This window comes from Streptococcus iniae, from assembly GCF_030732225.1.
GTDB classification, from domain to species: Bacteria; Bacillota; Bacilli; order Lactobacillales; family Streptococcaceae; genus Streptococcus; species Streptococcus iniae.
This window is the reverse complement of sequence record NZ_CP132230.1, coordinates 1941081-1954526: the sequence shown is the minus strand read 5'-3', so window position 1 is coordinate 1954526 and position 13446 is coordinate 1941081. Positions and strand designations below refer to the sequence as shown.

The 13446-nt window shown below is 37.6% G+C and carries 12 protein-coding genes and 1 pseudogene; 12 read left to right on the top strand and 1 reads right to left on the bottom strand.

The window, feature by feature from the left end; translation table 11 throughout:
* The first annotated feature begins 119 nt into the window (after nucleotides 1-119).
* From Q9317_RS09585 to Q9317_RS09570, 4 genes are all read left to right on the top strand, one after another.
* Nucleotides 120-980 carry an ABC transporter ATP-binding protein gene (locus tag Q9317_RS09585; protein WP_016356176.1) on the top strand — a complete coding sequence of 287 codons (861 nt, stop codon included), beginning with the start codon at nucleotides 120-122 and terminating at the stop codon, nucleotides 978-980.
* Entirely contained in the window at nucleotides 980-1828 is an 849-nt protein-coding gene (locus tag Q9317_RS09580) for an ABC transporter permease (RefSeq protein ID WP_003100185.1), read from the top strand. The genes Q9317_RS09585 and Q9317_RS09580 overlap by 1 nt, the downstream gene beginning before the upstream one ends.
* A 98-nt stretch (nucleotides 1829-1926) precedes the next feature.
* Nucleotides 1927-2376, top strand: a complete 450-nt coding sequence (locus Q9317_RS09575) for a LytTR family DNA-binding domain-containing protein (RefSeq protein WP_121791547.1) — start codon at nucleotides 1927-1929, stop codon at nucleotides 2374-2376.
* 12 nt (nucleotides 2377-2388) lie between these two features.
* Nucleotides 2389-2778 carry a DUF3021 domain-containing protein gene (locus Q9317_RS09570; RefSeq protein WP_003100183.1) on the top strand — a complete coding sequence of 130 codons (390 nt, stop codon included), beginning with the start codon at nucleotides 2389-2391 and terminating at the stop codon, nucleotides 2776-2778.
* Between the two features lie 268 nt (nucleotides 2779-3046).
* Here the strand turns inward: Q9317_RS09570 and Q9317_RS09565 are convergent.
* Nucleotides 3047-4204: pseudogene (locus Q9317_RS09565) on the bottom strand (IS30-like element ISSag9 family transposase); the annotation flags it as partial.
* Nucleotides 4205-4274: 70 nt separating this feature from the next.
* On the opposite strand from Q9317_RS09565, the gene Q9317_RS09560 reads away from it, so the two are divergent.
* From Q9317_RS09560 to Q9317_RS09525, 8 genes are all read left to right on the top strand, one after another.
* Nucleotides 4275-5380 (top strand): IS3 family transposase gene (locus tag Q9317_RS09560; RefSeq protein ID WP_089180059.1). Its coding sequence is split into 2 segments (ribosomal slippage): nucleotides 4275-4551 and nucleotides 4551-5380, totalling 1107 coding nucleotides; the frame shifts between segments, so codons are not numbered across the junction.
* A gap of 302 nt (nucleotides 5381-5682) precedes the next feature.
* Entirely contained in the window at nucleotides 5683-5817 is a 135-nt protein-coding gene (gene rpmH, locus Q9317_RS09555) for a 50S ribosomal protein L34 (protein WP_003102296.1), read from the top strand.
* A 207-nt stretch (nucleotides 5818-6024) separates the two neighbouring features.
* Nucleotides 6025-6729: an N-acetylmannosamine-6-phosphate 2-epimerase gene (locus Q9317_RS09550; protein WP_003102290.1), complete on the top strand. Its 705-nt coding sequence runs from the start codon at nucleotides 6025-6027 to the stop codon at nucleotides 6727-6729.
* A gap of 42 nt (nucleotides 6730-6771) precedes the next feature.
* On the top strand, nucleotides 6772-8091 hold the full coding sequence (locus Q9317_RS09545) for an ABC transporter substrate-binding protein (protein WP_003102287.1): 1320 nt from the start codon (nucleotides 6772-6774) through the stop codon (nucleotides 8089-8091).
* Between the two features lie 97 nt (nucleotides 8092-8188).
* The gene (locus tag Q9317_RS09540) at nucleotides 8189-9076 is read left to right on the top strand and encodes a carbohydrate ABC transporter permease (RefSeq protein WP_003102284.1); all 888 of its coding nucleotides are present in this window, start codon (nucleotides 8189-8191) and stop codon (nucleotides 9074-9076) included.
* Nucleotides 9077-9088: 12 nt separating this feature from the next.
* On the top strand, nucleotides 9089-9919 hold the full coding sequence (locus Q9317_RS09535) for a carbohydrate ABC transporter permease (RefSeq protein WP_003102280.1): 831 nt from the start codon (nucleotides 9089-9091) through the stop codon (nucleotides 9917-9919).
* Between the two features lie 21 nt (nucleotides 9920-9940).
* Complete coding sequence (locus Q9317_RS09530; protein WP_003102276.1) at nucleotides 9941-10576, top strand: DUF624 domain-containing protein; 636 nt, start codon at nucleotides 9941-9943, stop codon at nucleotides 10574-10576.
* 122 nt (nucleotides 10577-10698) lie between these two features.
* A complete protein-coding gene (locus Q9317_RS09525; protein WP_003102273.1) occupies nucleotides 10699-13407 on the top strand; it encodes a sialidase domain-containing protein in 2709 nt (902 codons plus the stop codon).
* Nucleotides 13408-13446 lie beyond the last annotated feature (39 nt).

Sequence of the window (13446 nt, the reverse complement as noted above, 5' to 3'; positions counted from 1 at the left end):
TGGCTTTTTTGTTTTGAAGAGAAAATCCTACCACATAGGAGCTTAATCTCTCCACTTAGCTAACTTTGAAACCTTAGCCCGTGTTTTTCTGATAAGCTATTGTCATGGAGGTAAGCGCAATGACTTATTTAATAGAAGCACAGCAATTAAACAAAACTTATGGAAAACATCAGGTGATTCAAGACCTCAATTTACAGATTAAACAGGGGAGCTTGGTGGCCTATTTGGGAACAAATGGTGCTGGGAAGTCAACGACAATCAAAATGTTGACAGGGATTGTGAAAGCCAGTTCTGGAAGAGTGGTCACAAAAGACAATCTTAAAATTGGGATGGTCTTTCAAGAAAGTATTTTGGATGGTGAGTTGAAGGTGAAAGATAATCTCAAGAACCGTCTAAAAATGTATACCTCTAAGGATGATGCTTGGTTGGATAAGATTATTGTGATGACAGCCTTAAGGCCAATCTTACATCAAAAGTATAAAACCTTGTCAGGTGGGCAAAAGAGGCGGGTTGATATTGCTAGGGCCCTAATTCACAAACCAGATATTCTCTTTTTAGATGAACCAACAACGGGCTTAGACATTCAAAGTCGCCAGATGATTTGGAAGTTGTTTAAGACCTTACAAGAGGAAGAAAAATTAACCATTTTTTTAACCAGTCATTATTTAGAAGAGGCTGACAATGCTGATATGGTTTATATTATTGATAAAGGGAAAATTCTTGCAAGTGGCTCTAGTCAAGACTTGATTACTCAATACAGTAAATCAAAATTAAGGCTAAGCCTTTGTCGAGATGAGGATAAAGTGCTTTTGAAGAGAGATTTCCAAGAAGAGGGCCAGATGCTTATTTTTGAGGGGTTAGATGTCAAAGAAATCATAGCCTTTTTAGGGGAACATTCTCAGAAGATTGCTCACTTTACTTATCAACAAGGAACATTGAATGATGCATTTTTAACCATCACAGGAAAGGAAATAGACTAATGACTGCAGTTATTGAAAGACATTTAAAGCTTTATTTTAGTGATAAATCAGGTATTTTTTTCTCCCTTCTAGGAGCTTTGATAGCTTTTGTTTTGTATATCATTTTTTTACAACATAATCTTGTCTTATCCTGGGAAAAATCCCTTTCCAATCCAGAAAAAACCTTAGATTTATGGGTTATGGGAGGGGTGCTTGCTGTAACAGGGATTACGACAAGTTGGTCTGCCTTATCTCGTATCGTTGAGGATAAAGAAAAGTCGGTTTGGGACGATTTGCTTTTAACAGATGTCAGTCCGCTAAAGCTGCATCTAGGTTATTTTTTAAGTGCCAGTATCATCAGTTTGATCATGCAGGTAGTTGTGTTTCTTGTTATGCAAACTTATTTTGCATGGCAGGATCAACTAAGCATATCGCCAGAGCTTTTCCCACAATTATTGCTGATTGCATTTCTTAGTTCTCTACAAGCATCCCTCTTTGCAACGCTTGTTTTGCAATTTGTTAAAACGATGGCAATCGAAAGTCGACTTGGAACCATCATAGGAACCACCTCAGGCTTCTTAGTAGGGGTTTATATACCAGTAGGTGTTTTACCAGATTTGGGAAAATTAGTTGTTAAAGGGACACCAGGTGCCTACATTGCTTCGCTTTACAGACAGGTTTTGCTCAAAGATTCTATTAAGCTGTTAGAATGGTCGAAAACAGACTTTAGAGAATTTATGGGTATTGGAATGAAACTAGATAAACTAACTAGTCTACATGATGATTATAGGATTGTAATGATAACAATCTTTGGAATGTTATTGCTCTTAGCAACACTCATTGTCATCCACAAAACCAAGAAATCGTAACCGCTTAGCCAGCAAAACTAACCACTTAACTGAAATGAAAAGACAGCCCTCTTCTTTTTTGTTATGATACTGATATAAAGAACAAAGGAAGTAGTGGCATGAAGTGGTTTTTTAAAGAAAACGCATCACATACAGAAATGCAAATAGTTATTTCAAAAAATAACTATGATAAAGAGGTTATAAATTTAATTACATATTTAGAAGGTTTCCAAGAGATGAAATCAGACTTACTTGCCATTAAACAAGATGATAATATCCACTTGCTAAAATACACAGATATTATTGCTGTTGAAGTTGATAATGATTATCTTTGTATTATGACGACTCAAGGAAAATTTCACAATCGAGAAAGACTGTATAAAATCAAAGAGAAGTTACCAACAAAAACCTTTGTTCAGGTTTCGAAGCAAAGTATTATTAATAGTGACCATTTGCTTAGGATGGAGGCTTCTTTTTCTGGGAATATGTTAGCCATACTAACAAATAAAACAAAAATTATTATCAGCAGATGCTATTTAAAAAATCTAGAACGTCAATTAGGACTTTAGTGAGGAATCCGTATGAAAAAAATAATCAATGCCTATATCTATGGAATTGGTGTTGGAGGCATTATCTATATGCTAAGTTTATTAGCGAGTGATGTCAAAACGCAGACCATTTCAAATATCGTTTCTTGCTTGATTTTCAGTGGCTTTATGGGAGTTGTTTCTATGATTTATCATTTGGAAAAGTTGTCCTTTATGATAAAAACAAGTCTTCATTTTGTAGGGATAAGCATTATCGTTTTTGGCATGAATTATTATAATAATTGGCTTAAAATGGAGCATTTTTTAGGATTTTTCCTTAATTTCATTGTGATTTATTTGCTTGTTTGGCTTATGATTTTTCTGTTAAATTATCACAGCAGTCGCCTTATCAATCAAAAACTGGCTAAAAAGAAAAAGAGCTAAATTCTCAAAGTAAGTTCCACCTCTAGTAGAAATGGAATTTAGTCTGATAAAAACCAATAAAAACCAACGAAAATCCGTCTCAGACTAAGTTCCGTTGGTTTTTATAATACTTGATTTCATAGGTTTTCAGAGTTAAAAATCGCAAAAAAAGGGTACAAGAAAACCTCCTCATCTGAAAGCGTTTCAGATTAAGTTCCGCTATGGTTGAAGTTAGTGTGAGACGTTTAGGTTGTATCAGTTAGTTGATTAGGTTAGATTTTGTCTTTTATTAGATTTTGTCTTTTAATAGTTTGGGAGATTGGCAGACGTCTTCCGCAGTAATTTCCTCAATACCGAGTATACTTGCGATGTCTTTTCCGTAAGTAAAAGAGAATAGCTCATAAGCCGTTTTACCATTTAGAGCCTGTCTCTTAACGCTGTTGATATGAGATAGTGCCAGATTAATGTCCTCTTGAGTCAAGTTGTCGAAGGAAGTCCCCTTAGGCAGTATGTCTCTCACGAGGGTATGATTCTTCTCGATTCTTGCTTTCTGGTCAGACCGATTAGGGTCACAAAAGAAGAGTTGAGACTGTCCACAAACATCTATCTCAATATCATCCACTCTAGCGAATTCCCCACCATTATCCGTTAGGATAACAGGAAAGAGTTTGAAGAAGTCTCTCTTGTTATCATAGAGTGTCCTCTTAATGACCTGTATGTGTTTAGCAGTTTCGATAGCTGTCTTAGAATCCATCAGTTTGGCAAAGATGAAGTTACAGAAGGCGACATTGAAGGTGAGAAGGACCTTTCCACCAATCCGTCCAATAACCGTGTCCATTTCAAGCCAGGAGTTCAGCTCTGATTGGTTCATGTGTTCTATAAAATCCTCGTACCGTCGCCCTTCTTTAATCGCTTTTGGAATAGGAGGGAGTGTGCTCTTTCGCCTTTTTTTGAACTTCACAGCTCTAGGTAGGTCGATTGGTGTGATGGATAGGTAGCCTTTCTTGATGTGTCGATAAACGGTTGAAGAACTCACTTCTAGATCGTTGGTTTTGAGGATATGATAGATACGTTGGCCCTTCTTGACCCCATTAGAAAGGACTCTATCTATTTTCCAGAAGGTCTCTTTGTTCAAAGGGATTCCTTCTCTAGATTCAACTAAAAGTTTTTCGTAGTTCCTTTGAGCTTGCTTAGCAAGATAGAAGGTCTTCTTGTAACCACAGTTGATCCTCCTCTTTGGACACCCATTACAAACATAGGGAGCTTTTCTTAGTAGCGGACAGTCTAGGCAGTCTTTGGTTGATTCTCTTAGTTGCTTATTTCGTTTGACTTCTTTTGCGATAGTAGTAGGGTGTTTCAGTAGATTAAGCCCGATGGCTTTAAAGGTTTCTCCTCTATCCAAACCAGATTGGATGTCATTACGGTCTGAGAGAGTTAGGTGTTTGTGTGAATAGGTTACACTAAACTAGACAGAAATTATAAAGTGTTCTACACTTAAGAAAAACGGGAGAAAAACCATGTCTAGAAAAGTACGTCGTCACTTCACCGATGATTTTAAGCAACAAATTGTGGACCTTTACAATGCTGGTAGAAAGCGTAGCAGCCTCATCAAGGAATACGAGCTAACCCCTTCCACCTTCGATAAGTGGGTTAGACAAGCCAAAACAACTGGTTCATTCAAGTCTGTTGATAATCTGACAGATGAACAGCGGGAGCTAATTGAACTCAGGAAACACAATAAAGAACTCGAAATGCAATTAGATATCCTAAAGCAAGCGGCAGTGATTATGGCACAAAAAGGGAAATAATCACTGCTAATAAGGCTAAATACAGCATTTCAAAGATGTGTCGCTGGCTGAATATGCCACGCTCAAGTTATTACTATCAAGCCGTGGAGTCAGTATCTGAAACGGAGTTTGAAGAAACTATTAAAAGAATTTTCCTCGAGAGCGAGTCCAGATACGGATCCAGAAAAATCAAAATATGCTTGAATAACGAAGGTATCACACTTTCACGTCGTCGGATTCGACGCATTATGAAGCGACTCAATTTGGTTTCTGTTTATCAGAAAGCCACCTTCAAACCACATTCTAGAGGCAAGAATGAAGCCCCTATTCCCAACCACTTAGACAGGCAGTTTAAGCAAGAAAGACCACTACAAGCCTTAGTCACTGACTTAACCTATGTTCGTGTAGGCAATCGTTGGGCTTATGTTTGCCTCATCATTGACCTATACAACCGTGAAATCATCGGCCTGTCTCTTGGTTGGCACAAGACCGCTGAACTCGTTAAGCAAGCCATACAAAGCATCCCTTACGCCCTGACCAAAGTCAAGATGTTCCATTCAGATCGTGGCAAAGAGTTTGATAATCAGTTAATTGATGAAATATTGGAAGCCTTTGGAATCACACGTTCGCTTAGTCAGGCTGGTTGTCCTTATGACAATGCCGTAGCTGAAAGTACGTATCGTGCTTTCAAAATTGAATTTGTTTATCAAGAAACCTTTCAATCGCTGGAAGAACTAGTTCTTAAGACTAAAGACTATGTTCATTGGTGGAATTACCACCGCATTCATGGTAGTCTCAACTACCAAACACCAATGACTAAAAGATTAATTGCCTAGAAAAACACTTTATAAATGTTGTACAGAAAAGTGTTGCCTTTTCAGTGTTTTGTCATGATGGATAAACTCATTTCTAATCCAAACGTCTCAGACTTAATTCCACCATAAAAATCCTTTTCACACTAACTTCCGGTTTTGGAGGGCAGACGGAACTTACTTTGAGAAATTACTAAAAAGAAAAAGATACCTAATATTTCTTGACAAGTGATGTGATATGTTATAGAATATTATGGTATGTTTAGTAACTGATATCACAACTAGCCGGCTAAACGAATACGAAAATCTATGAGGAGGTATTCACTGTGAAACGTACTTATCAACCAAGTAAAATCCGTCGTCAACGTAAACACGGATTCCGTCACCGTATGGCAACTAAAAACGGACGTCGCGTGCTAGCAAGCCGTCGTCGTAAAGGACGTAAAGTATTATCTGCATAATTGCGAATACAAAATAAGGAAAACCAAGGGTGCTCGAGACTCTTGGTTTTTTGTGTTTGAAACTAGTTTCAAAAAACTTTAAAAAAAAATTAAAAAACGAAAGTATTTTCTAAATAGCAAGAGGTTATTGAAAACGCTTTGATTACTGTTATAATGAACTTGTGAACGTTCTCATAGTAAATTAATTTCTTAAAAGGAGCGAAAAAGATGCCTGATCACTCACCAAAAGACAGTCTTTTACAATCCCTAAAAGGAGGTATTATTGTTTCTTGTCAGGCTTTGCCAGGTGAGCCTCTCTATACAAGTCAAGGTGGGATTATGCCACTTTTGGCTAAAGCGGCTGAAGAGGCTGGGGCTGTTGGTATCAGAGCTAATTCAGTCAGAGACATCAAAGAAATACAAGAAGTGACTAAACTTCCAATTATTGGGATTATCAAAAAAGATTACCCTCCGCAAGAACCCTTTATTACAGCGACTATGGCTGAAATCGATCAGTTGGCTGCCTTAGATATAGCGGTGATTGCTTTAGATTGTACGCAACGTGACCGCTATGATGGTTTGACTGTGGAAGACTTTATTAAACAGGTGAAAGTCAAATACCCCCATCAGTTTCTTATGGCAGATATTAGTACTTATGAAGAAGGTATTAGAGCTTTCCAAGCAGGTGTTGATTTTGTGGGAACGACACTGTCTGGTTACACCTCCTATAGCCGTCAAGAAGCAGGGCCAGATTTTGAATTGGTTGAAAGACTTTGCCGAGCTGGTATTCCTGTCATTGCCGAAGGGAAAATTCATTGTCCAAAAGATGCCAAGAGGATTAATGAATTGGGCGTTGTGAGTATCGTTGTTGGTGGCGCTATAACTAGACCTAAGGAAATAGCGGAGCGCTTCATTGAAGCTTTAAAGGCTTAATGCCTTGTAGATAATAATTAATGGTTAAGGAGAAGTAAACCCATGAAAATGAAAAAATTGGCTCTACTGGCTTTATGTGGTGCTACTGTTTTAGGACTTGCTGCATGTGGTTCTAAGGCAAATAAAGAAGCATCTGGAAAAGCGGATTCCTCTGCAAAAACAGAGATTACCTGGTGGGCATTCCCAGTTTTCACTCAAGAAAAAACAGAAGATGGAGTTGGTACTTACGAAAAGAAACTCATTGCAGCTTTTGAAAAAGAAAACCCTAATATCAAAGTTAATTTAGAAACAATTGATTTCACTTCAGGGCCTGAAAAGATTACGACAGCCATAGAAGCAGGAACAGCACCAAATGTTTTATTTGATGCCCCAGGACGTATTATTCAATATGGAAAAAATGGTAAATTAGCTGATTTAAATGACCTTTTCACTGATGATTTTGTCAAAGATGTGAATAATAGTAATATTATTAAGGCTTCTAAAGCAGGCGATAAGGCTTATATGTACCCCATCAGTTCAGCACCATTTTACATGGCGTTTAATAAAAAAATGCTAAAAGATGCTGGTGTTCTTGACCTTGTTAAAGAAGGTTGGACAACAGATGACTTTGAAAAAGTTTTGAAAGCTCTTAAGGATAAAGGTTATAACCCGGGTTCATTCTTTGCTAATGGTCAAGGTGGTGACCAAGGACCACGCGCCTTTTTCTCAAACCTCTATAGTAGTCATATCACAGATGAAAAAGTTAGCAAATACACGACTGATGATGCCAATTCTGTTAAATCAATGGAAAAAATAGCCTCTTGGATCACATCTGGTTTGATGATGAATGGTTCTCAATATGATGGATCAGCAGACATTCAAAACTTTGCCAATGGACAAACCTCATTTACCATTTTATGGGCACCAGCACAACCAGGTATTCAAGCGAAATTGCTTGCAGCAAGTAAAGTTGATTACCTTGAAGTGCCATTCCCATCAGACGATGGCAAACCTGAATTAGAATACCTTGTTAATGGCTTTGCTGTCTTTAATGATAAAGACAGTAAAAAAATTGAAGCTTCTAAGAAGTTTGTAACCTTTATCGCAGATGATAAAAAATGGGGACCTAAGAATGTTGTTCGCACAGGTGCATTCCCTGTAAGAAGCTCTTATGGTGATCTTTATCAAGATGACCGTATGGAAAAAATAGCTAAATGGACAGCCTATTATTCTCCATACTACAACACTATTGATGGCTTTGCTGAGATGAGAACGCTTTGGTTCCCAATGGTTCAAGCAATTTCTAATGGCGATGACAAGCCTGCAGATGCTTTGAAAGCATTTACTGAAAAAGCAAACAAAACCATTAAAAGCACTAAATAACGAGTGATATTAATACGGCTCCTTTTCATTGTCATGTCAGATGGTCACTGAAAAGGGGTTGTTTTCATCAGAAAAGATAGGAAAGAGGTAGTCCTTAGTGAAGGTCAATAAATTAAAAATGAGAGAGACTCTGGTTTCATATGCCTTTTTGGCGCCAGTGCTAGTTTTCTTTATTATTTTTGTTCTCTTGCCAATGATTATGGGATTTGTGACAAGTTTTTTTAACTACACCATGACCGACTTTACCTTTGTCGGCCTTGCCAACTACAGTCGCATGTTTAAAGACCCTATTTTTATAAAATCCTTGGTAAATACATTAATTATTGTTATTGGGTCTGTGCCAGTTGTTGTTTTATTTTCCTTGTTTGTTGCTGCAAAAACATATGATAAAAATGTGATTTCCAGATCTTTTTACCGAGCAGTCTTCTTTTTACCGGTTGTAACAGGGAGTGTTGCTGTGACTGTTGTTTGGAAATGGATTTATGACCCTATGTCAGGGATTTTAAATTATGTTTTAAAATACAGTCATGTCATTGACCAAAACATCAGCTGGTTAGGAGATAAGCATTGGGCTTTGTTAGCCATTATTGTTATTTTACTAACGACCTCGGTTGGGCAACCCATCATTCTTTACATTGCAGCAATGGGAAATATTGATCAGTCATTGGTTGAAGCTGCGCGTGTTGATGGGGCTACAGAATTTCAGGTTTTCTGGAACATTAAATGGCCAAGTTTATTACCAACAACCCTTTATATTGCAGTCATTACAACAATTAATTCCTTCCAATGTTTTGCTTTGATTCAATTATTGACTTCTGGTGGACCTAACTATTCAACAAGTACCTTAATGTATTATCTCTATGAGAAAGCCTTTAAGTTATCTGAATATGGTTATGCTAATACCATGGGTGTTTTCTTAGCAGTACTCATTGCAGTCATTAGTTTCGCCCAATTCAAGATATTAGGCAATGACGTGGAATACTAAAGGAGAATAGATATGAAGAAAAAGAAAATAACAGCATCAGATATTCTGACAACGGTAATTCTATGCCTCTTGACAGTATTATTTGTCTTTCCTTTTTATTGGATTATGACAGGAGCCTTTAAATCCCAACCTGATACCATAATGATACCGCCACAATGGTGGCCAAAGATGCCAACAGTAGAGAACTTTAAAGCTCTCATTGTACAAAATCCAGCTTTAAAATGGCTCTGGAATAGTGTCTTTATTTCAGTTATGACCATGCTTTTAGTCTGTGGCACCTCTTCTTTAGCAGGTTATGCCTTGGCTAAAAAACGTTTCTATGGGCAGCGTCTCTTGTTTTCACTCTTTATTGCAGCAATGGCTTTGCCAAAACAAGTTGTCTTGGTGCCACTTGTTCGTATTGTTAACTTTATGGGGATTCATGACACCTTAGGAGCAGTTATTCTGCCATTAGTTGGCTGGCCTTTTGGTGTTTTCCTAATGAAACAATTCTCAGAAAATATTCCAACAGAACTTCTAGAATCAGCAAAGATTGACGGCTGTGGTGAAGTTAGAACCTTTTTCAGTGTTGCTTTTCCGATTGTGAAGCCAGGATTTGCAGCACTTGCCATCTTTACCTTCATTAACACTTGGAATGATTATTTTATGCAGTTAGTCATGTTAACCTCACGGGATAATTTAACCATTTCACTAGGCGTTGCAACGATGCAGGCAGAAATGGCAACCAATTACGGCCTTATCATGGCTGGCGCAGCACTTGCAGCAGTTCCAATTGTAACAGTCTTCCTTGTCTTCCAAAAATCATTTACGCAAGGGATTACAATGGGAGCTGTTAAAGGGTAAAATGAGAAAAAGAGTAATAGTATGAAAAAAACAAAGAAAAGTGTGATAAGCTCTCTCTTTAATTTAGACAGCAAATGGTTGCGTTGTTCTGCTACCGTGTTTGATTACATGTGTCTTAATGTGCTGTTTTGTTTGACCTGCTTACCTTTTTTGACAATTGGTGTGGCTAAAATGTCACTTTATGCTACCCTTGTTAATGATCACTCTGGCCAATCAGAACACCTTTTGGCAGACTATGTCAGCTTCTTCAAGCACTATTTGCAAAGGGGGTTTCTTCTTGGAAATTTGGAAACTGCTTTAATAGGGGTCATTTTACTTGACCTCTATTTGGTGTGGCATCAAACAGCGCTAGTCTTTCAAGTTTTTAAGGTTCTTTGTTTAGCAAGCTTGTTTTTACTCCTTATGGTCTCGTGCTATCTTTACCCTTTGGCAACAAAAAGCCAAGAGCCAGTTATCAAACTTCTCAAGAAGAGTTTTATCCTCTTGAGTCTTCATTTTCCTTGGAGCTTTGCTTTTTTAGCAAGTTTAGGAATTATGATGTTTATTTTGAAACAATCCTTATTAGTGTTTTTGGTAGGTCTATCCTTATTTCTTATTATTGGAATAAGTGGGATGACTTACCTTTATATGTGCGTTATGGAGAGAATACTAAAGTAAAACAAAGACAAATAGCATGACATTAAGATACCTCTTATGATTTTTGAAGTGGCACATCTTGTATTTATTAAAAACCTTTTAATAAAAAAGTTACACAATCAGTTATCGTTAAAGGAGAAGTTATGAACAAAAACAGTAAAAAGCTTTTTGAAAAGCGCCAACGTTTTTCAATCCGTCGCCTTTCTATTGGTGTAGGATCTGTATTGATTGGTATTTGTCTTTTTGGAACACCCCTAGTCTCAGCAGAAGAATTGAGACCAACTCAACCTGGACTTGTAACCAGTTCTGTTACAGATTTAAGTCCGGCATCTCATCAAAAGGAGAGTGACATCACACAAGTAAATGACCTAAAGGTCTCTGATAAAGCAATTGTTGAAACAGAGCCAACTCTAAGTGTAACAGATAATACTATTAGGCTAGACTTATCTAATGATGACAAGAAAAGAAAGGAAATCCTATCAGAAGGCCAATTCGCCTCTGACCAAGTGCAACAAGCTAATCCTATTGCAGAGGCTTATAAGGAAAATGAAGTTTTCAAAATTGACAACCAGGTCCTTCAAAAGAACTCAAAAATTGATTTAAGTGAACACCTGGATGCTTTGAAAAAACTTGATAGTGCAACGATTTATGCTGAAATCAAAACACCTGAGGACATGGATGATTTTATGACTTGGTTCTCTGTTTCGACAAGTGCTAATGAAAATGAACGTTTTTACCTTTACATTACAAAAGAAGGTGTTGTCGGTGTTGAAGGGGCTGATAATGCTAACAAGCCTTTTTATAAAAGCTTTACTTCAGCTAGTCAACGCGTTAAACCAAGTGAGTGGAATGCTTTAGCTTTTGTGATTAATCAAGAAGCTCAAAAGGTTCAAATCTATGTTAATGGCATCTTGTCTCAGGAGGATTCAACGTCAACACAATTTATCAAGGACTTAGCGAACCCTGAATTTGCTCAAATTGGACAAACTCAACGAGGTAGAAGCAATAAATGGGGATTTTCACATTTTGATATCAAAAACTTTACGGTATACAATAGGGCATTGTCAGAAACAGAAGTCGGTGATAGGTCACAACTTTTTATCAGAGGAAAAAATCACGTGACATTAGCAGAAGGGGCAGAACTTTCAGATAAACAAGACGTTTATCAAAGCGGATATATCAAAAGAAAGAATCAAGATGGGGTTTATGCTTACCGCATCCCAGCTCTCTTAAAAACAGATAAAGGGACCTTGATTGCGGGTGCTGACGAACGATTTAATCATTCCTCAGACTGGGGTAATATTGGAATGGTTATCAGACGCAGTGAAGACAATGGTAAAACCTGGAGTGACAGAAACACCTTAGTCAACTTGCGAGATAATCCAAAAGCTGCCGTAGCAGAAGAAAATTCTCCTGTGAATATTGACATGGTCTTGGTACAAGATCCAACTAGTAAACGGATTTTTTCTATTTATGACATGTTCCCAGAAGGTAGAGGGATTTTTGGCATGTCTAAAAAACAAGAAGTGGAATATACCAAGCATGGGGATAAGACTTATATGAACCTTTATCGCGAAGATGGTAAAGGTGATGGGGTTTACACCATTCGAGAGGGTGGCTATGTCTATACTCCTCAAGGTGCAAAAACCAATTACAGGGTTATTACAGCATCAGACAAAAAAGACCGCTCTGATTTAGGAGACCTCTACCAAGATCAAGACCTTATCGGCAATGTTTATTTCACAAGTCATAAAACGTCACCATTTAGAATAGCAAAATCAAACTATTTATGGCTGTCTTATAGCGATGATGATGGCAAAACTTGGTCATCACCAAGAGATATTACTTCAATGGTTAGAAGTCCAGAAATGAAATTTTTAGGAGTTGGACCTGGAACAGGAATCGTCTTAAAATACGGGGAACACAAAGGTCGGATTATTGTTCCAACCTATTCAACAAACTGGAAATCACATTTAGATGGTTCTCAATCATCTCGTGTTATCTACTCCGATGACCATGGTCTGACTTGGCAGATGGGAGCAGCAGTTAATGACAATCGTGTGACAAAATCTGGTCAGAAAATTCATTCTGCAACCATGGCTATTGAAAAGGAACAAAACACAGAATCAGTAGCTGTCCAATTAAAAAATGGGGATATTAAACTGTTTGTTCGTAACAAAACCGGAAAATTACAGGTGGCTACCAGTAAAGATGGAGGGCAAACTTGGCAAAACGATTTGGACCGTTATCAAGCTGTTAATGATGTCTATGTTCAGTTATCAGCCATTGCACTTGAACGAGACGGCAAGGAATACATCGTTTTAGCCAATGCTAATGGACCGGATAGAAACAATGGTTATGTTCGTTTAGCAGAAGTTCAAGCAGATGGAAGTCTCAAATGGCTTCATCATCGCCTTGTTCAAAAAGGAGCCTTTGCCTATAATTCGTTACAACAAATTGGAAAAGATGATTTTGCCCTCCTTTATGAACATAAAGAAGCTGGTCAAAACGACTTTACCTTAAGTCTAAAAACCTTTAATTGGAAATTTTTAACAGAGGATCCCGTTTATGATACAGTTACTGTTGATGGTGTTGAGCAATTAAGTGATAATCAGGTGGCCGTGCACTTTACTCATGCTGTCTTTGCTACTAATCAACCAGATTTAACCTTAGCAAATGATCAGAAAATGACTTTTCTGTTTCAAAAAGATGCTAAAACAGTGATTTATCACTTGGATCCAAAAGATTTTGGACAAAAGATCACAACTGCCTCGCTTGCGGACATTAGCAATCATTTTGGTTTAAAAGTGTCCTTACTTGCTCAACTGCCACATCATAAAAAGGGCATGTAAGTTAGTAGAGGTAGCATGATAAAGGGCTTAAAAACCAAT

Coding starts and splice junctions, on each gene's coding strand:
- Q9317_RS09585 (WP_016356176.1), top strand. CDS start 120: ATGACTTATTTAATAGAAGCACAGCAATTAAACAAAACTTATGGAAAA.
- Q9317_RS09580 (WP_003100185.1), top strand. CDS start 980: ATGACTGCAGTTATTGAAAGACATTTAAAGCTTTATTTTAGTGATAAA.
- Q9317_RS09575 (WP_121791547.1), top strand. CDS start 1,927: ATGAAGTGGTTTTTTAAAGAAAACGCATCACATACAGAAATGCAAATA.
- Q9317_RS09570 (WP_003100183.1), top strand. CDS start 2,389: ATGAAAAAAATAATCAATGCCTATATCTATGGAATTGGTGTTGGAGGC.
- Q9317_RS09550 (WP_003102290.1), top strand. CDS start 6,025: ATGCCTGATCACTCACCAAAAGACAGTCTTTTACAATCCCTAAAAGGA.
- Q9317_RS09545 (WP_003102287.1), top strand. CDS start 6,772: ATGAAAATGAAAAAATTGGCTCTACTGGCTTTATGTGGTGCTACTGTT.
- Q9317_RS09535 (WP_003102280.1), top strand. CDS start 9,089: ATGAAGAAAAAGAAAATAACAGCATCAGATATTCTGACAACGGTAATT.
- Q9317_RS09530 (WP_003102276.1), top strand. CDS start 9,941: ATGAAAAAAACAAAGAAAAGTGTGATAAGCTCTCTCTTTAATTTAGAC.
- Q9317_RS09525 (WP_003102273.1), top strand. CDS start 10,699: ATGAACAAAAACAGTAAAAAGCTTTTTGAAAAGCGCCAACGTTTTTCA.